The sequence below is a fragment of the Streptomyces sp. NBC_01390 genome (genome assembly GCF_045040105.1).
In the GTDB taxonomy this organism is placed as follows: Bacteria; Actinomycetota; Actinomycetes; order Streptomycetales; family Streptomycetaceae; genus Streptomyces.
The window spans coordinates 9,679,606-9,700,600 of sequence record NZ_CP109551.1 but is presented as its reverse complement, the minus strand read 5'-3'; the positions used below and the strand labels follow the sequence as shown (position 1 = coordinate 9,700,600).

The window sequence follows — 20,995 nt, the reverse complement described above, 5'->3', positions numbered from 1 at the left end:
CATTCTTCCAGCCCCGCACGCAGTGGAGTCACCCGATGTCGACCACGCGCGCCCAGGCGGGTGGCGTGTCCGGCTCGTAGTGATCGTCTTCGCCCTCGTCCCACGACCGGCCCGGGCGTTGCCGCCCGACCCGGTGCTGCCGTGGAAACAGCCCGACCACCGTCCTGCACGGCGGTCGGGTGTCCGGCCAGGGTGTCTGGCCGTCGGTCAGCACCACGACGACGTCAGGGCGCGGGGTCGTCCGCAGCGCCCTGGCGAATCCGGTGCGCAGGTCCGTACCCCCGCCGCCCATCAGGGGAATTCCCTCGGCCCGGCACAGCGAGTGCACGATCTGCGCCGACGCGTCGCACGGCAGTACGGTCACCAGATCGCGTCGGCCACCCACCGCGCGGGAGATCGCCGTGACCTCCAGGAGCGCACTGCCCAGTTCGGCATCGCTGACCGAGCCGGAGGTGTCGATGACCACGGAGACCCGGGGCGGTCTGCGCCGCAGGCTCGGCAGGACGATGCCGGGCAGCGAGGCCGAGCGGCGCGACGGTCTGCCGTACGTGTAGTCCTCGCCCACGCCCCCGTCGGAGGCTGCCGAGCGGACCGCCGCGCCCAGCAACTCCCGCCATGGCAGCGGCGGATGGAACGCCTCCTCCGCCCATCGCCGCCACCCCTCCGGGGCGTTCCCGGGGCGGCCGTTGATGCCCTGCGCGACCCGGAACCGGACCGAGTCCCGTTCCTGCTCGGTCAGTCCGTGCGCGCCGTCCGGTCCCAGGTCCCATTCCCGGACCAGCCCGTCGGCCCCGCTGCCGCAGTCCAGCCAGGACAGGCTCAGGGTGTTGGGTCCGAGCCGGAAGCGGCGCAGATACTCCTCCATCAGCTCCCCCGCCGGAAGTCCCAACGCCTCTGGCTCGACAGCGCCTTCGGGGCTGACGAGCCCGTCGCCGAACACGTCGTCGTTGATCTCGCAGTCCGCGGCGATGTTCATCCGCAGCCGCTCTCCGGGGCCGGTCAGTCCGCGCTCGCGGGCGAAACGGTCGCTGCGTCCGTGATGGTCGCGCAGCAGATGCGACACCTCGTGCACCCATACCCCGGCCAGCTCCTCGACGGGGAACCGGTCCACGAACGCCGGTGAGACGTAGCACCGCCAGTGCCGGTCGACGGCCATCGTCGGTACCTGCCGTGACTCCACGGGGTGCAGGGCGAACAGCGCCGTGGCCAGGTAGGGCCGGGCCCGTACGGCGTGCAGCCGGGCGGCGAACAGTTTGTCGAGGTCCAGGGCCCCTGGCGTGTCGGCGTTCATCGGCCGCCCTTCGTTCCGGCGCCCGCCCGACCCGCCACGCGGTCCGCCGCCCGGTCCGCCCGCCGGGAAAGGGACACCACTCCGGCGAACCGTTCGATCGCCGCCGGGACGTCCCAGTCCTCCTGGCGCAGCGAGGCCAGGGTCGTCGCCGGGACGACCACCAGGTCGGGAGCGCCGGTCTCCAGCGCCCGGACCAGCAGCGCCCACGCCGCGTCCCAGCGCGACCTCTCCGGCCGGGCCCGGACCGCCGCCACCACACCGTCCAGTACGGCCTGGCGCAGGTCGCCCCGGTCGGGCAGGACGGCATTCGCCGGGTCGGCGAGCAGCGTCTCGGGGTCCGGCAGGTCCATCCGGTCGAGGCTCGCCAGCAGTTCCAGGCCGGGACCGTCCCCGACCGTGCCCCTGACCAGCAGTGAGAGGACCTCCCGGGAGGACCCGGCGGCGGTCGCGAAGGCGATCAGGCTCAGGGTCATGTCCCAGCTCCGGGGTGACGGCCAGGCGCCTCCCCGGCGGGTCTCGTTGCCGGGCAGTTGATGCACGAGCCCCGGACGGGCGGCGAGAAGCCCGCACACCGCCCGGCGGGCGAAGTCCACGGCGTCCGGCAGCTTTTCGGGCGCGAGCCTCGGCAGCGTGGCCCGGGGCCAGGTCCCGCCCAGGCCGCGTACGACGACCTCGTGGTCGTGGGTCCACTGGAGGTGGATGAACCGGTTGGCCAGCGGCGGGCTCAGCTCCCAGCCGTCGGCGGCCGAGGACCGGGGGTTCGCGGCGGCCACGATCCTTACGCCGGGCGGCAGTTGCAGGGCGCCGATCCGCCGCTCCAGGACCAGTCGGAGCAGGGCGGCCTGAACGGCGGGCGGCGCGGTGGACAGTTCGTCGAGGAACAGCAGCCCCCGCCCGGCCCGTACGAGTCGTACCGCCCAGTCCGGCGGGGCCATCGGGACACCGTGCGTGGCGGGATCGTCCCCGACGACGGGCAGCCCGGAGAAGTCGGACGGCTCGTGGACACTCGCGATCACCGTGGTGAGGGGAAGGTCCAGGGCCACGGCCAACTGGGTCAGGGCCGCGGTCTTTCCGATTCCGGGCTCACCCCACAGGAGTACGGGCAGGTCGGCGGCCACGGCCAGTGTCAGGGCCTCCAGTTGGGAGTCGGGGCGGGGTTCGGTGGTGGTGTCGCGCAGCAGGGTCAGCAACTCGGCGGCGATGTCGAGTTGAGGGGTGGGAGTCGGGGTCGGGGTCGCGGATGTCTCGGAGGTGGGGGTCTCCAGGACGGCGAGGGAATTGCCTGTGGACATGTCTGATCACCTTTGGGGTCGTCGTGTTCGTCGTGTTCGTCATGGGCGGCTGCGGGGGACGGGCGTCCCCGGATCAGCGAAAGGTCGCCTGGCGTGGGCGGGAACGGTGGTCCCGGGTGCGGCTTCGGTCCGGGCGGAGGCCACCGAGTCCGGGACGCGGCCCGGGTCCGGTCAGGCCCGCCCTGAACAGCCCGTAGGTGATCCGTCGCTCGGCGGCCCGCTCGAGTGCGTCGCGCAGAGCGCCGCCGCGCAACACCGCGTCGGGGCCCAACAGGCCTTCTACGACGGCCAGTGCTCCGGCGATGTCCCCGTGGTCCAGGCGTTCGCGGACGCCGGTGAGACAGTCCGGGTGGCGGTGGGCCTCGTCGATGGCCTGCAGACAGGGCAGGGGCGTGCCGGTCAGTTCGGCCAGGAGTTCCTCGCGGCGGATCTCGGCCGGATCGTGGTCCAGCGGGACAAGCACCCCGTCGACCAGGCCGATGCGGTGCAGGGCTCCCCGGCACTCGACGGAGCGCGGCCCGGCTGCCCCGTCCGGGTCACGGGGCGGACGGGTGGGCGGACGATCCGGTACGAGTGCCGAGGCGACCAGCGGGTGCAGCCGGTCCACCTCGATCGCGCCGGTCCGGATCAGCTCCAGGTCGGGCAGCACCCAGGTCGCCGCGTCGGGCAGCACCGGCAGTGCGGAGGCGGCGTCGCCCGGGGGTGCCTCCGTGATCCGCGGTGTCGGCGGCGCGCTGCCGTCCGAGGCCGCGACGAGGTCCAGGAGCAGCCGGTGACGGACCCCGAGCCGTACGGTGACCGCGCCGGGACCGGGGCCGGGGCCGGAACCGGTGGGTCGCCCGTCGGCCCGGAGCAGCAGTTGCGCCTCGGCCGCCCACCGGTCCACAGCGCAGCGACGTCCCTGGGGCAGCCGCGTCAGCAGAGCCGGGGGCGGCGCTGGAAGGGCGCCGGCCGGTGGCCGGCCGGCTCCGGACCGGGTCCGCAGCTCGTCGGTTCTGCGCGCGTCCCACAGATGCCGGTGCAGATCGAGGCGGAACCGTCGGTCGGGGTGGGGGTGCGGATGGCGGCGAGTGGCCGCGTCCGCCAGGGTCCCGTCCCACAGGGCGAGGCTGAGCCGCTGGCCGGCATCCGCCCAGGCGGGCGCGGTCCTGGCCACCAGGTGTACCGGGTGGGCGTCGCGCCCGGCGGTGTCGTACCGGGCCAGACCGATCGTCAGTCCCGGGCGCAGCAGCCCGTCGGGGGCGATCCTCGGCAGGTGCCAGCGCAGCAGGTCGGGCGCCAGGTGGCGGAGATCGGCGCGGAGTCGGGCCGCGAGTTCGTGGCCCCACGTACGGGCCACGGATCGAAGGTTCAGATCGACGTCGACGCCTGCGGCGGCACAGGCGCCCGCCCAGTCACCGACGAGGCGGCGGGCCGTGGCGGTCTCGATCATGGACGGCGGCACGGCGAACTGTCGCACGCGCGGCCAGTAGGAAGGGCGGGTGTCTCCGTACGCGTTCCCAGTGAGCATCAGCACTCACCTTGCGCGGACGGGACCCCCATTCTGCCAACAGAGTGAGTGGTCATCGTGCGGGACGGTATCGGCCCTCTGCCGCAGCCCGCCACCTCTTTTCTTTCTCTCTGCTGCATCTCTTCTGCCTCCCCTTCCGCCTCTCTTCTGCTCAATGTTCCGCCCATACACAACAAACCAGGGCAAATCGATTTCGCTACAAGTTCCGAAATTATTCGTGACGGCGGTGCCACTTGGCCGAAATACCCCCCTCATAGCTTTTTCGCCACCAGCCGCAGTCGGCACCATCCCTGCACAGGAGCCCCGAATGTCCCATTCCTCCAGACGTGGCGTCCTCAAGCTGACCGCGGGCCTGGCTCTCGGGGGCGCTTTCGCCCTCACGGGCTGTGGGCGGAGCGACGACGCCGCCGCCGGGTCAGGCACCGCCGCACCCGTCGACGCGTCCCCCGCCACCGGCACCGTCACCGTCTGGGCCGCCCAGGGCGACGCCGATGCGCTCGACAAGGTCATCAAGCCCTTCAGGACCGCGAACCCCGAGGTCACCGTGAAGGTGACCCTGATCCCGAACGCCGAGTACTACACCAAGCTCCAGTCGGCGATCGCGGCGGGCAAGGGGCCGGACGTCGCCCAGTTCTTCCCCGAGTCGCAGTCGCAGTTCCTCGACCCGGCGATCCTTCGGCCCGTCCCGGACGGCCTCGTCGACAAGTCCGACTTCTTCGAGAGTCTCTGGGCCGCCGGCGTGGCCGGAAACGTCGCCTACACGGTGCCCTGGTACGCCTACACCTACGCGCTCGTCTACCGCGCCGACCTCGCCAAGAAGGCGGGCGTGAAGGCGCCGGCCACCTGGGACGAGACGGTGCCGTTCCTCAAGGCGCTCCAGGGCGCCGGCGCCGGGCACGGTCTGGGGGCCGACATCGGCTGGGACATCTTCAACGGCCAGGACGCCGCGATGTACGCCTGGCAGGCCGGCGGTTCGCTGCTCTCGTCCGGCGGGAAGTGGACCCTCGACAGCCCGGCCATGGTCGACGCGCTGCGGTACAACGCGTCGTTCTTCACCTCCGGCACCGCGGACACCAGCGGGCCCACGTTCCTCGACGCGCAGCCGTACTTCGTGTCGGGCAAGACCGCCATGATGATCACCGGACCGTGGGTCGTCGGACAGCTCGACACCGCCGCGAAGAAGGAGGGCTGGACGGCCGCCCACGTCGCCACCGCGCCACTGCCCGCCGGGGCATCGGGCAGCACCTCCTTCTCCGCCGGGGGCAGCTGGGGCGTACTCGCGGGCGACGGCGACGCGGACGCGTCGTGGAAGCTGGTCCGGTATCTCGCGAAGCCGAGCACACAGGTGGCGCAGTTCAAGGCGTACAGCTCGCTGCCGGCCGTCATCTCCGCGTGGGACGACCCCGCCATCGCTGACCAGCCGCTCCTCGACGCCTTCCTCACCCAGCTGAAGAACACCCGGGCGTTTCCCCAGGTGAGCACCTGGCAGCAGGTCGCGACGCGGCTGGGCAAGGAGATGGAGGCCGTGGCCAAGGGCAAGGAGAGCGCCGCGAAGGCGGCGGCGAACGTCCAGGCGTACGCCGTCAGCCTCGGCACGGGCGCGAAGTGAGCGGCGGATGACCACGACCATCGGGAGTTCCCGGAGTTCCCAAGGTTCCCGGCGCGGGCGCCGGACGGCCGTCGCCTGGCTGTTCCTCGCCCCGTTCGCCGTCGTGTTCCTGCTCTACACGGCGATCCCCACCGTCGCCGCCCTCGGATTCAGTTTCACCGATCTCCGGGGCGCGGACCTGCGGCACCCGTTCGCCGTCGACTTCACGGGCCTGGAGAACTATCTCCGGCTGTTCCAGGACCAGATCTTCCTGCGGGACATCCTGAACACCGCCCTCTTCGTGGCCGTCGGGGTGCCGCTGACCATGGGGCTCGGTTTCGCCCTGGCCGTCGCGCTGAACTCCGGTATCCGGCGGCTGCGCGGGGTGTTCCGTACGGTCTTCTTCGCGCCGGTGGTCACCAACGTCGTGGCGGTCGCCCTGATCTGGCAGTACGCCTTCAACACCGACGGCACCGTCAACAAGGTGCTCGGCGCTGTCGGTCTCGGCGGACCGAACTGGCTGGACGACCCGAACCTGGCGATGCCCGTGGTGATCCTGCTCGGCGTCTGGCGCAACTTCGGCACCGCGATGGTGCTGTTCCTCGCCGGCCTGCAGGCGATACCGCCGGACGTGTACGAGGCCGCCGCCCTGGACGGGGCCGGCCGCTGGAAGCAGCTGCGGCACATCACCCTGCCCCTGCTGCTGCCCACCACCCTCATGGTCTCGGTCCTGCTGACCGTCTTCTACCTCCAGGTGTTCGACGAGCCCTATCTCCTCACGAACGGCGGCCCGTTGGGCTCCACCGAGTCGATGGCGCTGTACACCTACCACCAGTTCGGCTCGGGCGAGTTCGGGGTCTCCTCGGCCGCGTCCTTCGTGATGCTGCTGCTCGTGGCTCTGGTGAGTGCCGTCCAGTTCCGACTGCTGAGGTCCCGCTCATGACCGCCCTCACCGCGCCCGCGACCGCCCGCTCGACCGCCGACCGGGCAGCCCTGCCCCGCCGGTCCCCGTCCCGCCCGCTGCTGTACGGCGCGCTGGTGCTGTGCGCGCTGCTCACGCTGCTCCCGTTCGTCTGGGTGGTGAGCGGTTCGCTGCGCGGCCTCGACGAGATCCGCTCCGACCCCGGTGCCTGGTTCCCGCACCACGTCACCCTCGACAACTTCACCCGACTGTTCCGGACGGCGGGTTTCGGGCGGTTCCTGGCCAACAGCGTCCTGGTCGCGGGCCTCGTGGTGGCCGGCAACATCGTGGCCGCGTCGGCCGCCGGGTACGCGCTGGCCAAGCTCGACTTCGCGGGCCGGCGGATCGCGTTCGGCGCGGTCATGGCGGCGATGATGGTGCCGTTCAGCACGGTGTTCGTCACGCAGTTCGTGCTCACCGTGGACATGGGGCTCGCGGACACCCTCACCGGCATCGCGCTGCCCGGCGTGGCGTTGCCGCTGTCGGTGTTCATCATGCGGCAGTACGCGATGTCCGTCCCCGACGAGCTGCTGGAGGCGGCCCGCATCGACGGCGCCGGCGAGTTCCGGATCTTCTTCCGCATCTTCCTGCCGCTGGCCGGTCCGGCGGTCGCGACGATCACGATCATGTCGTTCCTGTCGTCGTGGAACAACTTCATCTGGCCGCTCATCGTCGCCCAGAGCATGGACACCTACACGCTGCCGGTGGGCCTCGCCGCGACCAGCCAGGCCGCCGCGCACGTCACCGACTACGGTCTGCTGCTGGCCGGCGCGATCGTCGTGATGCTGCCGGTACTGGTGCTCTTCCTGTTCCTGCAGCGCTACTTCGTACAGGGCATCTCCGGATCGGGCATGCGGTGACTTCCATGGACCACCCCGAAGGCATCGCTGTCACCGTCACCGTCCAGGCCCCGGCCGGTCCGGTCGTCGGCCGTCGCACCGGCCCCGTGCAGCGCTTCCTCGGCATCCCGTACGCCCAACCGCCCACCGGCACAAGGCGGTTCGCGGCGCCGGTCCGTCGTGACCGGTTCCCGGAGCCGTTCGACGCGTCCCGGCACGGGCCCACCTCGCAACGCGTTCCCCTGTTCGCCTCGACCACCGTCCCGGAGCCCTCGGTGCCCGGCGACGACATCCTGAACCTGTCCGTCGTCGCTCCCGTCCCCTCCGCCGGCCAGGCGTCCCCCTGTCCGGTCCTGGTGTGGATCCACGGCGGCGGCTTCCTCGCGGGCAGCCCGGCGAGTCCGTGGTACGACGGCCGTTCCTTCGCCCGCGACGGCGTCGTCTGCGTCACCGTCGGCTACCGGCTGGGCGTCGACGGATTCGCCCCGCTGGACGACGCACCCACCAACCTCGGGCTGCGCGACCTGCTGCTCGCGCTCGACTGGGTCCGGGAGAACATCGGCGCGTTCGGCGGGGATCCGGGCCGGGTCACCCTCGCCGGTCAGTCGGCCGGGGGCGCGGCGGTGCTCGCGCTGCTCTCGTCGCCCGCCGCGCACGGTCTCTTCCAGCGGGCGGTCTGTGTGTCCGGCGTCCTCGTCGAAGGGGACCGTGAGCCGGCCCGCCGGTTCGTCGAGCGGCTCGGAAAGCGGCTCGGGGTGCCGGCGACCGGGGCCGGGTTCGGCGGCCTCGCCGTGGAGCGGCTCCAGCGGGCCGTTCTCGAGCTGCGGGACGAACTCGGCGCCGAATCCCTGTCGTTGGGCCCGGTCGTCGGCGACGATGTGCTGCCCGTGTCCGTTTCCGACGGACTCGCCGGGCACGGACATGACGTACCTCTGCTGCTCGGTGCGACGGGCGACGAGTTCGACTGCGCGGCCGCGCCGGAGAACCAGCACCCGAGCCCGTACAGCGGCGCGGAACTCGCCGCCGCCCGCGCCGCCGGTACCCGGGTCACGGACACCCTGTTCCGGGCCGCCTGCCCCCGCGTGGCCTCCGCGCGCCGTGCGGCCGGCGCCGGTACCTGGCTGTACTCCTACGAGTGGCCCTCCCCCGTGCTCGGCGGCGCCGCGCACTGCGTCGACATCCCCTTCTTCTTCGACCTGCTCGACGCGCCGGGCACCGCCGAGGCGCTCGGACCGTACCCACCCGTCGAGTTGGCCACCGCCGTGCACGCCGATGTGGTCGGCTTCGTACACGGCGAGGAGCCGGGCTGGGCGCGGGCGCGAGGCGTGCACGGTGATCCGGCGCGCGAGTACGGCCGCCCCGGCGCGGCCCTCGTCGCCGACACCACCGGAGTGTTCGATCCCGTCGCAGCGGCGGGGACCGGGGCGGAGGCGACATGCTGAGGCCCGGGATGAACGGCATGAACCAGAGCGCCGTCCGACGCGTCAACACCTCGGTGATCCTTCGGACGTTGGCGGTGTCGGCCCAGCCGATGACGTTGACCGCACTCGCCGAGCGGGCCGGCCTCTCGCGCCGCACCATCGAGATCGTCCTGGACGCGCTCGTCGAGGCGGGCTGGGTGACGGAGCTGGCCCGGGTGCCGACCAGCGGCTGTGCGGGGCGCCCCGCCCGGCGGTACGAACTGCGGGCCGAACACGCCCTGTTGGCGGCGCTGCACTTCACCACCTCGGGCGCGTCCGCGGCGGTCGCCGACGTCCGGGGCCGCATCCTCGGCCGGGCGCACCGGCCGCTGCGCGCCTACCTTGATCCGCAGGCCACGCTGGACGACATGGCGGCGCTGGTGCGGGAGGCGCTCGACGACGCGGGCGGGTCGGCGGACCGGCTGCGGGCCGGGGCGGTCGCGAGCGGCGGTGCCATCGACGACGACGGGGTCGTGCGGCGCCTGGTGCACACGACCCGGTGGGAAGGTGTGCGCCTGCCCGACGAACTCACGCGGCGCGTCCGGGTGCCCTGGTTCGCGGACAACGACTCCAACCTCGGTGCGCTCGCGGAGCGTTGGCGGGGTGCGGCGGGCGACCACGACAACGTCGTATGGGCGTTCCTGGGGAACCGGACCGGTCTCGGCATTCTCATCCGGGGTGAGGTGCACCGGGGTCTCGACGGCGCCGCGGGCGAGATCGTCGAGGCGGCCTCGATACCGGCCCACTCGGTCGAGAACCGCCCCGTGGCCTGGCTCACCTCGCCTGACCCGGCCCGGCGTGCGGTGGCGCTCGCCCGGTTCGAGGCGGCCCGTGCGGGTGACGTCACCGCACTCGGTGAGGTCGACGAACTCGTGGACCACATGACGTCGATCCTCACGACCCTGTCGTGGACGATCGCGCCGTCCCTCATCGTGCTCGGCGGCGGGCTGGAGGACGCGGCGGACATGCTGCTGCCCCGGGTACGCGCGGCGCTGCGCCGTGCCCGCACCCCCGCCGTGGAACTCCGGGCCACGGTCCTGGGCCGCGACGCGCCCCTGGTCGGCGCGGTCAAGCTGGCCCTCGACCGCATGGACACCGAGCTGTTCGGCCCGCTTGTGCACAGCGCGTGACGCCCTCCCCCATCACCGGACCGCTGGATCAGCAGCGGGTACGAGACATCAACTGCGGTACAAGACATGGAGCTTCACTGTGACCGACACCCCCCACACCGATGTTCTCGTCGTCGGCAGCGGCATCATGGGCGCGGTCGTGGCCCGGCTGCTGCGGGAGTCCGATCCGGGGCTGCGCATCACGATGGTGGACGGCGGCGAAGCGATCGGTACCGCCCCCGGTGTGCATCTGCACGACGTCGACGACCCTGCCCTGTGGGAGCGCTACAACGACCGGGTCACCACCGGCATCCAGGGCATGTACACGGGTGCCGAGGTGGTGCGGAAGGTGGCGGACGACCTCGACGCGCTGCCGCCCGGCATGTTCCACGCGCTGGCCTTCGGTGAGGACGCCGAGGCGATGCCCGCGACGGCGCTCGCGTGGAACGCGGGCGGGATGGGCGTGCACTGGACGGCCGCGACACCGTGGCCCGCCGGGGACGAGGTGTTCGACTTCGGCGACCCGGCCGGCTGGACGGCTGATCTGGACACCGCACGCCGGGTGCTCGCCGTCACCCCCGCCCCGATCGGCCCGACCGAGGTCGGCGGCCTGGTCCTCGACGTACTGCGCCGGCGCTACGAGGCTGCCGGACCGCCCGACCGGCGACCGCAGCCCATGCCCATGGCGGTCACCGCGACAGACTCGGGCCCGCTGCCGCGCACCGCCCCCGGGACGATCTTCCCGCCGATCGCGGCAGCCGGGGACCCCGCGTTCACCCTCGTGACGGGCACGCTCGTGACCTCGCTCCTCGTGACGGAGGGCCGGGTGGCCGGCGCCCGGCTGCGGCGCGTCGTGGGCGGCGCCGAGTCCGAACTCCGCGCCGGCACCGTGGTGGTGTGCGCCGACGCGCTGCGCACCCCGCAGCTGCTGTTCGCCTCCGGCATCCGCCCGGACGCGCTGGGCCGGTACCTGAACGAGCACGCCTTCGTCACCGCCCGGGTGCTGCTCGACCTCGACCGGTTCGGCATCGACCTCGACGCCCTGCCGCTCCCGCGCGTCGGCGAGTTCTGCACGGACTCGCTCTGGCTGCCGCAGAACGGGGCTCTCCAGCCGTTCCACGGGCAGATCATGAACAGGACGTACGTGGACGACGACGCCCGACCGCTCGCGCACTCCGTGGGCGTCGCGCTGTACGTCCCCGTGGAGTCGCGCCCCGAGAACCGGCTCGTGTTCTCGGAGTCGGACACCGACCTCGCCGGACTGCCCCGGATCGGCGTCGGGTTCGACTACTCCGATACGGACCGGGCACTGATCACCCGCGCGCTGTCCGAAGTCCGGTCGCTCGCGGAGGAGTTCGGCCCGTTCGATCCGGCGACCGAGTCGGCGCTGCTGCCGCCCGGCTCGTCGCTGCACCTGACGGGCACCGTCCGCTCGGGTGCGGCTGACGACGGTACGAGCGTGTGCGGCCCGGACGGCAGGGTGTGGGGCTTCGACAACCTGTACCTCGCCGGCAACGGCGTGATCCCCACCTCGATGGCGGCCAACGTGACACTGACGGGCGCGGTGACGGCCGTACGGGCGGCCCGGGCCATCGCCCGGAACTGACCACCGAAAGCCGCGCAATCTACTTACATCTCAAGGGAGTTGGACCGTGATCGACATCGCGAAGGAATACCGGGTGGCGCTGCCGGCCTGGATCGACGACGAGTTGGCCGACGTGCCCCCCGTCGTCCCCGACCGCGACGACCGGATGCGCCTCGTGCACCGCCTGGCGGATCGCAACTGGCGTGAGGGCAACGGCGGTCCGTTCGCGGCGCTCGTCGCCGAGCAGGACACCGGACGGATCGTCTCGGTCGGGGTGAACGTCGTCCTCGCCTCCGGCGTCTCCAGCGCGCACGCCGAGGTCGTGGCGCTCGGGCTGGCCCAGACAGCCACAGGCGGCTGGGACCTGGGCGGCGAGGGGCTTCCGGCGCATGAGCTGGTCGTCAACTGGCGTCCCTGCGTGCAGTGTTACGGCGCGACCATGTGGTCGGGCGTGCGCGGTCTGGTGGTCGCGGGCGAGGGACCCCAGCTGGAGGAGATCACCACCTTCGACGAGGGCCCGCTCGGCGCCGACTGGGCCGAGCAGTTCGAGTCGCGTGGCATCAAGGTCGTACAGGACGTGCTGCGGGAAGAGGCGCTGGCCGTGTTCCGGAGCTACCGGGACGCGGTCGACGCCGATGACGTCGTCGTCTACAACGCGCGCGGGGGTACCGAGTGACTCCGCCGGCCGCCGGCGAACCGCGCTTCGCCACCGACGTCATCACCTTCTACCACCCGGCGTTCTGGGGGCTCGAAACCCCGGACGCCGTACGGGAGTTGGCGCTCGCCGACCCTGGGGGCTTCTGGGGGCGGATACTGGACGCGCTGGCCGAGGCCGGTGTGACCGGTATCGAGTTGACCTTCGCGCCGGGCGACATCGAGTCGGCCCTGCGCGCCTTCGGCAGCGCGCCCGCGTTCCGGCGCGCGCTGGAGGCACGGGGCCTGAGCATCGTGAGCGCCTTCGTGGCCGGGAGCGACGCCCCCGACTGGCGCCACGGCGACAACCTGGCCGCGATCGTCGCCGACGCCGAGCGGCGCGCGGCCTTCCTCGCCGACGTCGGCGCGGACCTTCTCGTCACCGGACTGCCGATGCGGACCACCTTCGGGACCCGTCCGCCCTTCTTCGTGGACGCCGCGTACATGTCCCGGATGGCCGACATCGCCCATACGGTCGGTGACGCGGTCGCCCGGCTGGGTGTGCGGCTCGCCTTCCACACGGAGTCGAACAGCACGCTCTGGTACGAGCGGGACATCGACCTGTTCATGCTGCTGACCGACCCGCGCCATGTGTGGCTGTGCCCGGACTCGTGCCACATCGCACTCGGCGGCGGCGACCCCGTGGCCGTCGCGCGCCGGCACGCACAGCGGATCGCGCTGGCGCACTGGAAGGACGCGGTCGGGCCGATCGACCGCGAACTGACCATCGACGAGACGGTCTTCGCCCAGCAGCAGCCCTATATGACCGAGCTGGGCACGGGCGTCGTCGACTGGCCGGGCTGGGCCGACGCGATGTCCCGGACACCCGGCGCCGGCACGGTGCTCGTCGAACTGGACGAGGCGCCCGACCCGGTGGCCGCGCTCCGGGCGGGGGTGGCCGTCGCACGGCGGGCTCGGGCGTGACCGGCCGCGCGGGTGTCCGCCACACCCCGGACGGCCCTCCCTATCCGGTCCGCTAATACCGCAATCATCCGATTCGTCCGAACGGGCCGATTCGATCTTCTTCACTGTTCCCATACATAGCTCGATGGGGGTGTTCGCTCCACGAGACGAGGACACAGTGTTCAGAGCAGGACCAGGCACCGCCGCCTCGCGCCGGCGCGTGCACGACTCTCCGCCCGGTCTGCGGAGACGGCTCGCCGGTCTGACCGGCCTGAGTCTCGCGCTCGTAGCAACCGGTTCACCGGCCGTCGCCGCGACCGGCCTCGGCCCGCTCACGGCGGCGACCACCCGGGCCGCCGCCGGCGACGGCGCGGTGACCGTACGGGTCGTCACCGAGGTGGACGCGGACGGCGCGTACGACAGCGTCCTGGAGCCGGGCCTCGCCGGTGTCAGGGTCACCCTGACGGACGACGTCGGCAGCGTCCGGCACCTGACGACCGGTGCCGAAGGCACCGTCACCTTCGCTGCCACGCCCCAGCTCACCGGTGGCAAGTACCGCGTCCAGGTCACCAACCCGGACCCCGGCAACCTCTCCCCCGCCGTCGCCGGCCCGGGCACAGGCCCCGACGTCATCCGCAGCAACGTCGGCTTCGTCGACGTCTCCGGCGGTACGGACGTCACGTACACCACCGGATTCTGGGAGCCCGGCGTCTACTGCCAGGAGAACCCGACCCTGGTCAGCTGCAACCTCACCAAGGGCGACGCCCCCGCCACCTACCAGGGCCTGGTCTCCTTCGGCGGGGACTTCACTAACACCTCCCCCGGCGGAACCGTCACCCAGCTGACCGACAACACCAAGCAGCAGGCCGTGTTCGGCATCGGCGTGGACCGCACCGGCAACAAGTACATGGGCACGCTGGTCAAGCGGCACACGGCCTACGGCCCGGCGGGCGCCACCAACACGATCTACCGCCAGTTCGGCGGCAACACCACCGTCGACACCTTCGTCACCCTGCCCGGCACCCTGACCGCGCACGAGACCACCGACAACTGGCTGCACGACAACGCCGTCTACAGCAAGGTCGGCCGCGAGGGCATCGGCGACGTCGACGTCTCCGGCGACGGAAAGACGCTGTACGCGGTCAACCTCAACGACTCCAAGCTGTACAGCGTGCCCATCCTGGGCTCCGGCGCGACCGTCCGGCCCGGCACGCAGAACGCGTACGACATCCCGAGGCCCAGTGCCTGCACCGGCCAGTGGCATCCGTACGGCATCGGCGTGCGCGGCAAGCGCGTGCTGGTCGGCGGGGTGTGCGGCGCGGAGACGACCGTCCCCACGGCCGCCCCGTGGGGCGACCCGGCGCAACTCAGCGCGCACGTGTACGAGTTCAGCGGCGGAGCATTCAGCGAGATCTTCACGCACGCGCTGAACTACCCGCGCGGCTGCGCCTACCGGTTCACCGGTGACCCGGCCGACGCCTACCGCTGCAAGAAGCCCTCCGCTGTCGGCCAGATCATGAGCGGCGCGTGGGAGGCCTGGAACGAGCGCGTCCCGGGCACGGATCCCCACCTGTTCATCTCCGCGCCGCAGCCCATCCTGTCGAACATCGAGATCGCCGACAACGGCGACCTGGTGCTCGGCTACCGCGACCGCTTCGGCGACATGACGGGCACCGCGACGTACGCGTACAACAGCACCGCCCAGCCGCTGGTGACCGGCATCGCCGCCGGTGACGTACTGCGTGCCTGCAAGTCCGGGACGACGTACACGCTGGAGAACAACGGCTCCTGCGGCGGGCTGAAGGGCAGTCTGCCGGGCAACGACGAGGGATCGGGCCGCGGCGAGTTCTACGACGACTCCACCACGCTCTTCGACGCGGTCCACGACCAGGTCGGCGAGGGCGGCACGGTGCTCCAGCCGTACCGGAAGAAGGTGTGGAGCACGGTCTACGACCCGTACGACCCATTCCAGCAGGGCGCTCGCCGCTGGAACGCGGACACCGGCGCGGTCGAGGGCAATCTGCTCATCCAGTCGACCTCGGGCAACGACCTCGCCCTCAGCCAGAACCTCTTCGGCAAGGCCAACGGTCTCGCCGACCTGGAACTCGTCTGCGACCAGGCACCCGTCCAGATCGGCAACCGCGTCTGGTACGACTCGAACGGCGACGGCGTCCAGGACCCGTCGGAGCCGCCCGTAGCGGGCGTCCTCGTCACCCTGACCCCGACGTCGACCGGGCCGGCGCTGACCGCCACGACCGACGCGAACGGTGAGTACTACCTGGGCACGAAGGACGGCCTGACGCCGAACACGACGTACCACGCCACCTTCGGCTACAGCGGCGTCAACCCGTCGGCACTGCCCGGCTCCCCGACCCTGGCGGAACTGAAGTGGACCCAGGAGGGCGCCGGCCGCGACCGTGCACTCGACTCGAACGTCGACCCGGCGGGCCGGACCGACGTGGTCGTCGGCGACCCGGGCGACGTCAACCACACGATCGACGCGGGTCTGGTCGGTCCCGTCAACAGGCTCGGTGACCTCGTCTGGTACGACACCAACGGCAACGGCATCCAGGACCGGGGCGAGCCCGGCACGAAGGACGTCCCGGTCGAGCTGACCGACCCCGCCACGGGTGACGTGCTCAGGACCACCAGGACGGACTCGAACGGGCACTACCTGTTCCCCGCACTGCCCGACGGACGCTACAAGGCCTGCTTCCGCAGCCCGCGCGGCTACCTCTGGACCAGGCAGAACGCGGGCGCGACAGGTGACGACTCGGTCGTCGACCGGACCAGCGGCTGCTCCCAGCCCGTCACCCTCGGCCCCGGCAACCGCCACGACCTCACCCTCGACGCGGGCCTGGTCGCGGAGCTGTCGCTGACGGTCGTCAAGACCGACCGCAAGACCGGCAAACCGCTGCACGGCGCGGTCTTCCAGCTGTGGCTCGACAGCAACGGCAAGCCCGGCCTCCAGCCCCAGGGCGCGGGCAGGGACCGGATGGTCGGCGACTGTGTCACCGGCCGGACGGGCAGGTGCTCCTTCGACGACAACCAGATCGGCACGTACTACCTCGTGGAGAAGGACGTCCCCGAGGGCTACGTCCTGCCGCGCAACCCGGTCTTCGGCCCCTACCGGCTGACCCTGGAGAACGGCACGGGCGCCGAGGGGCTGATCGTGAAGATCGCCAACGAGCGGGGTGAGCCCTGCAAGGGCAAGAAGTGCTGACGCCCTGCCCAGTGGGGTGACGGCCGCGCACCCGGGAGGGTGACGCGGGGCGGGCCGCGTACCGGTGTCGACCGGTACGCGGCCCGCCCGCATGTAGAGACGTCCCATGCGACGCATCAGGAGCGGTACGACCGAGAAGGCGCCGGGGGCGCGAAGGGTACGGCGGACCTGGTGGGCGGTGGGCGCCCTCGCGGCGGCGGCCTGCGCCGGTCTCCTCCTCACCGGCGGCGGCGATCCCGGCCCCCGGCCCCTCTCTCCCGCCGAGGCCGAACGGATGGCACTGGCCCGCTTCCGCACCTACCGGGTCAGCCCCTCGGAGATCACCCTGCGCGCGGCGTCGGGCGACGGCTCGGCCGTGGTGCGCGCCGTCGTCGACCACCGCAGACACCGGGCCGTCGGATGGTACGAGGTGGCGGGCGCCGGGCGTCCGAACGGCGGCCTGCTCGCCTGGGACCAGAGCGGGCTGGCGGTGGCCGACGGGTCCCCCACACCTCCCGCCGAGGGCGCGCTGCGCGCGGCGGAGCGGCTGAAGCCGACCGCGTGGAAGCGCCGCGCGTTCGGCGCCGCGCCCCTGGACACCGCCCTGCGGCTGGCCCTGTCGCTGGGCGCCGACCGCCCCGACAACGCGCAACTGCTCGCGCAGTCGGGGCCGTTGCGGTTGCGCGACGAGCGCGTGGACGGTCGGCGGTACGACGTCTTCTCGGGGCCGCGACCCCGCCCGAACGCGTCCGCGTCCAGCTCGGCGCGTACCCGTTCCCCCTTGTCGTACTGGGTCGACGACGAAGGGGGCCTGCGGCGCGTGCGGGTGGATCTCGGCCGGGGCCGGAAGATCACCATGGATCTGGGGGGCGTTCGGGTCAAGGGGGTCAGCGGGGTGCCGGGGGCGCCTTGGGGGGAGGGGTGAGCACGGTTTGGCGGCTGCTGGTTCGTTGTGGCTTGTCGCGCAGTTCCCCGCGCCCCTTAGGGGGCGCCCTTCTCACCCGGCAGCAGGAACTTTTCCGGGGTCACCTTGCCCGGTAGGGCTACCGCTGGGCTGGGCGGGGCTGTTGCGGCCTTGGGCATGGGGTGTTGGTTCGGGGGTGGCGGGACGTCCTGGAAGGAGATGCCCGGGGGTGCCTGGACCGGGGTCGGGTGGCCCAGGGGGTCGCGGAGCAGGCCGGTGTCCGGCTCCGCCCGTGCGGCGCCCCGCGTGTCCTTTCCGCAGCGCGTCTCGCGGGGCAGGTCGGCCGGGCTCGTCAGCGACTCGCCGTTGCCGGTGAAGCAGTTGCCTGCCGGGGTGCCGGTGGCGAGGACCAGGTCGGTGCCGTTGCCGGTGACCCGGTTGGCGCGCACGGTGTTGGCACGCGCCGGATAGCCCTGTACGTCGCTCAGCAGCACTCCGGCCGCCTTGTTGTCGCTGATCAGGTTGCGCTCGATGACGTTGGCCCGGCCGCCGCCCGCCCCGACCCCGATCCCGAAGCCGCCGTCGGCCTGTTCGGGACTGGCGTCGTCGTTGTTGTCGGTGAGCGTGTTGCCCGCGACGACCGCGCCGTGCTGCGGGCCGAGCGCCTCCAGGTCGTTGGAGTTGAGGGTCAGACCGACCCGGTTGCGGCTCGCCCGGTTGCCCAACAGGTAGAGCCGTTCGGAGGCGTTGGTGACCTCCAGGCCGACCGCGTTGTGCTCGACGGTGTTGTGCCGCACGACCGTGTCGCAGGGGCGGCACTGGCCGACGTAGATCCCGGAGTCGGCGTGTCCGGAGGCGTAGGAGTGCTCGATGATCCCGCTGCGGGCGTCGAAGGCGTAGATGCCGTACAGCGCGTTGTCGTACGCGGTGACGTAGGAGGCCCGGAACCCCTTCAGCGGGGGGAACTTGACGGTGTCCAGCGGGTCGTAGGCCGAGCCCCCGGCGCGGCCCGCCCGTAGCGCGGACGGGTCGGTCACGCCGGTGAACAGGACGCCGTTGGCGAGATGGTCGCGGACGGTCAGGTTCTCCACGACGGAGCCCGCGCCGGTCACGGTGATGCCGTTGGCGCGCTCGAACTCCCCGTCGACGACCACCCGGGAGCGGTCGAGGCCGCGCAGCACAACCCGTGCCTTGGAGACGGTCACGCTCTCCCGGTAGACGCCGGGTGAGACCAGTACGAGCCCGCCCGCACGGACCCGGTCGACCGCGTCCTGAAGGGAGTTGGTGTCCTGCGGCACCCGGACGACCGACGCCGGTTCGGCTCCGCCCGAGCCCGGGGGCGAGGAGCCCGCACAGGCGGTGACGCCCACGAGGAGGAAGGCAGCGACGACGAACAGGCCTCGTGACACGGTTCGTCCGATTCGCGGAAAGAGGATGTTTGACACGATCGCAGATGTATCGTCCCTTTCACTCCTATGACAGCACATGCCTCTTTCCCCACGCCCGACGGCGCGTCGGACCCCGTACGCCGGGATGTCCTGACCCGCGCCGCAGCCCTCGGCGTCCTCGCCGCGACCGCCTCCGCGTGCACCGACGACGCACGCTCCCGTCCCGCCGCCGCGGGCCCGCCGGCCTTCCGCTTCCGGGGTCCGCGCCAGGCCGGCGTGACGACCCCCCAGCAGACCTCCGCACTCGTCACCGCGTACGACCTCGCCCCGGAGGTCCAGGGAGCGGACGGCGTGCGTGCCCTGAAGGAGGTGTTCGGGCGGTGGACGCGGGCGCTGGCGGAGACCCTGGACGGCGAACTCCCGTCCCCAAGTCCCGTACGTGGGAAGGGGATCGCGGAGGAGATCTCGGAGGGTGCTCCGATCGAGGGGGCCGGGAAGGCCCGGCTCACCGCGACCGTGGCGATCGGTCCCCGGCTCCCCCGGCTCCTGTGTGTCGCCGCGCCGGGCGCGCTGCGTGAGCTGCCGCCGTTCCCCGACGACCGGCTCGACCCCGCGTTCGGCGGCGGCGATCTGCTGCTCCAGCTCTGCGCCGACGACCCGCGTGTCACGACGGCCACCGCGAGCGCGCTCACCCGGCTGGCGGGCAGCACCCTGCGTCCGCGCTGGCGGCAGACCGGGTCCCTGGCGCCGACTCCGGCCGGGCAGACACCGCGCAACCACCTCGGCTTCAAGGACGGCACGGCGAACCCGACGCCGAAGGAGTGCGAGCGCTGGGTGTGGTCCGACGACGCCACCTACCTGGTCGTGCGGCGTATCCACATCGACGTGGCCGGGTTCGCGCGGCTCGGTACGCGGCGGCAGGAGGAGATCATCGGGCGGCACAAGGCGAGCGGGGCGCCGCTCGGGCAGCGGCACGAACACGACGACGTGGACATCTTCGCGAAGACCCCGCAGGGGCGGTACGTGATCCCGCCGCGGTCGCACGTACGGGCGGCCAGTCCTCGGCTGGACTCCGGTGCGCGGATGCTGCGCCGGGGGTACGGCTACGACGCCGGACCGGAAGACCGTGGCCTGCTGTTCCTCGCCTTCATGCGGGACCCCGCGCTGTTCGCCCGCGTCCAGCACCGGATGACGGCGACGGACGACCTGAGCCGCTTCATCGAGCACCGGGGTTCGGCGGTGGCGTACGTCCTTCCGGGTGCTCTTCCGGGTGAGGACCTGGGGGCACGTCTGCTGGCGTGACCGCGTCCGCGTCCGCCTCCGTGTACTCGGGCTTGGGCTCGGTCGGTCGGGGCCTCAACTTCCGTTCCGTACCGGGCTTTTCGCCCCACACGTACACCGCGTCGTTCTTGGCGAGGGTGTTCCACAGCCGCTCGGCGTCGTCGAGGCGCAGGTTGACGCAGCCGTGGGAGCCGCCGGTGAACAGGTCGCCAGGGGTGCCGTGGAAGGCCTGGCCCTCGCTGAAGAACTGGGAGTACGGCATGGGCGCGTTGTCGTAGAGGTCGGAGTAGTGGTCGAGGTCCCGCCAGTAGACGGTGAACCAGCCGGTGCGGGTCTCGTAGCCGTCGCGCCCCGAGCGGACGGGCACGGGCGCGAACACGACCCGGCTCCCCGTCTGCACCCACATCAGCTGCCGGGCCAGATCGACACAGGCGATGCGGTACGTGCGGACGGGGCACCTCCCGGCGGCGTTCGGGTTGGCGCGGGCCTCGACGACGAGCATCGTGCGGTAGGTCGTGAGGCCCGCGTAACCGTCGGCGGGCCGGACCCCGTTGCGGTTCTGGAAGGTACGGACCGCCTCGCAGTCGGCGGGCGTCTGCCGTCCGTCCACGGGCAGTTTCAGATGCTCCTCCAGCTCGCGCTGGTAGGGGCCGGTGCCGGCGGTGCAGGTCTCGGGGGTGGGTGCGGCGGCCGTGGCGATTCCCGTCGGCACCAGCGCCCCCAGGAGGAACCCCAGGGCCATGGCCACCCTCGTACGAGGGATACGGACTCGGGTTCTCGCCACAGCGCCTCCTCGACGGACCGGCATGCGTCCTCACCGACAGGGACACGCCTACAGAGATACGTCACCCGGGCGGGGCGGGACGGTCGCGCCGGGCCGGGCGAGCGCGTTTCGCCGCTGGTCGGCGGCGCCCCGAAGGGTCGTGGGGAACCGCGCGACCAGCCACTTCGGCGCCGCGGACGAACGACGGCGCGGCCCGCCGCTTCCG

15 protein-coding genes and 1 pseudogene are annotated in these 20,995 nt (G+C 72.2%); 11 read left to right on the top strand and 5 right to left on the bottom strand.

The genetic code is table 11. From position 1 onward, the window contains the following. Positions 1 to 28: 28 nt before the first annotated feature. The 3 genes from OG241_RS43450 to OG241_RS43440 all read right to left on the bottom strand — a co-directional run bounded on the left by OG241_RS43450 (position 29) and on the right by OG241_RS43440 (position 4,093). On the bottom strand, positions 29 to 1,291 hold the full coding sequence (locus OG241_RS43450; RefSeq protein ID WP_405823710.1) for a DUF2201 family putative metallopeptidase: 1,263 nt from the start codon (positions 1,289 to 1,291) through the stop codon (positions 29 to 31). After that, entirely contained in the window at positions 1,288 to 2,583 is a 1,296-nt protein-coding gene (locus tag OG241_RS43445; RefSeq protein ID WP_405823708.1) for an AAA family ATPase, read from the bottom strand. Before OG241_RS43445 ends, OG241_RS43450 begins: the two co-directional genes overlap by 4 nt. Positions 2,584 to 2,656: 73 nt before the next feature. Continuing rightward, positions 2,657 to 4,093 (bottom strand): hypothetical protein, encoded by a 1,437-nt coding sequence (locus OG241_RS43440; RefSeq protein WP_405823706.1) that lies wholly within the window; start codon positions 4,091 to 4,093, stop codon positions 2,657 to 2,659. 307 nt (positions 4,094 to 4,400) lie between these two features. On the opposite strand from OG241_RS43440, the gene OG241_RS43435 reads away from it, so the two are divergent. From OG241_RS43435 to OG241_RS43390, 10 genes are all read left to right on the top strand, one after another. Further along, entirely contained in the window at positions 4,401 to 5,702 is a 1,302-nt protein-coding gene (locus OG241_RS43435) for an extracellular solute-binding protein (RefSeq protein WP_405823704.1), read from the top strand. A gap of 7 nt (positions 5,703 to 5,709) precedes the next feature. Next, positions 5,710 to 6,624, top strand: a complete 915-nt coding sequence (locus OG241_RS43430; RefSeq protein ID WP_405823702.1) for a carbohydrate ABC transporter permease — start codon at positions 5,710 to 5,712, stop codon at positions 6,622 to 6,624. Then, complete coding sequence (locus tag OG241_RS43425; RefSeq protein ID WP_405823700.1) at positions 6,621 to 7,502, top strand: carbohydrate ABC transporter permease; 882 nt, start codon at positions 6,621 to 6,623, stop codon at positions 7,500 to 7,502. Before OG241_RS43430 ends, OG241_RS43425 begins: the two co-directional genes overlap by 4 nt. A 5-nt stretch (positions 7,503 to 7,507) precedes the next feature. After that, the gene (locus OG241_RS43420; RefSeq protein ID WP_405823698.1) at positions 7,508 to 8,923 is read left to right on the top strand and encodes a carboxylesterase family protein; all 1,416 of its coding nucleotides are present in this window, start codon (positions 7,508 to 7,510) and stop codon (positions 8,921 to 8,923) included. Then, positions 8,917 to 10,071, top strand: a complete 1,155-nt coding sequence (locus OG241_RS43415; RefSeq protein ID WP_405823696.1) for an ROK family protein — start codon at positions 8,917 to 8,919, stop codon at positions 10,069 to 10,071. Before OG241_RS43420 ends, OG241_RS43415 begins: the two co-directional genes overlap by 7 nt. Before the next feature lie 79 nt (positions 10,072 to 10,150). Then, complete coding sequence (locus tag OG241_RS43410; protein WP_405823694.1) at positions 10,151 to 11,656, top strand: GMC oxidoreductase; 1,506 nt, start codon at positions 10,151 to 10,153, stop codon at positions 11,654 to 11,656. A gap of 46 nt (positions 11,657 to 11,702) precedes the next feature. After that, a complete protein-coding gene (locus OG241_RS43405; RefSeq protein ID WP_405823692.1) occupies positions 11,703 to 12,311 on the top strand; it encodes a nucleoside deaminase in 609 nt (202 codons plus the stop codon). Next, positions 12,308 to 13,252, top strand: a complete 945-nt coding sequence (locus tag OG241_RS43400) for a sugar phosphate isomerase/epimerase family protein (RefSeq protein ID WP_405823690.1) — start codon at positions 12,308 to 12,310, stop codon at positions 13,250 to 13,252. The genes OG241_RS43405 and OG241_RS43400 overlap by 4 nt, the downstream gene beginning before the upstream one ends. A gap of 199 nt (positions 13,253 to 13,451) precedes the next feature. Next, complete coding sequence (locus tag OG241_RS43395) at positions 13,452 to 16,454, top strand: SdrD B-like domain-containing protein (protein WP_405823688.1); 3,003 nt, start codon at positions 13,452 to 13,454, stop codon at positions 16,452 to 16,454. Between the two features lie 106 nt (positions 16,455 to 16,560). Further along, the gene (locus OG241_RS43390) at positions 16,561 to 17,358 is read left to right on the top strand and encodes a hypothetical protein (protein WP_405823686.1); all 798 of its coding nucleotides are present in this window, start codon (positions 16,561 to 16,563) and stop codon (positions 17,356 to 17,358) included. A 56-nt stretch (positions 17,359 to 17,414) separates the two neighbouring features. On the opposite strand, the gene OG241_RS43385 is transcribed toward OG241_RS43390, so the two are convergent. Beyond that, complete coding sequence (locus OG241_RS43385; RefSeq protein WP_405823684.1) at positions 17,415 to 18,746, bottom strand: nitrous oxide reductase family maturation protein NosD; 1,332 nt, start codon at positions 18,744 to 18,746, stop codon at positions 17,415 to 17,417. A 66-nt stretch (positions 18,747 to 18,812) separates the two neighbouring features. Here OG241_RS43385 and OG241_RS43380 point away from each other — a divergent pair, with 66 nt between their 5' ends. After that, complete coding sequence (locus OG241_RS43380) at positions 18,813 to 20,027, top strand: Dyp-type peroxidase (RefSeq protein WP_405823682.1); 1,215 nt, start codon at positions 18,813 to 18,815, stop codon at positions 20,025 to 20,027. 67 nt (positions 20,028 to 20,094) lie between these two features. Here the strand turns inward: OG241_RS43380 and OG241_RS43375 are convergent. After that, positions 20,095 to 20,748 (bottom strand): annotated as a pseudogene (locus tag OG241_RS43375) (L,D-transpeptidase family protein); the annotation flags it as partial. Between the last annotated feature and the right edge of the window lie 247 nt (positions 20,749 to 20,995).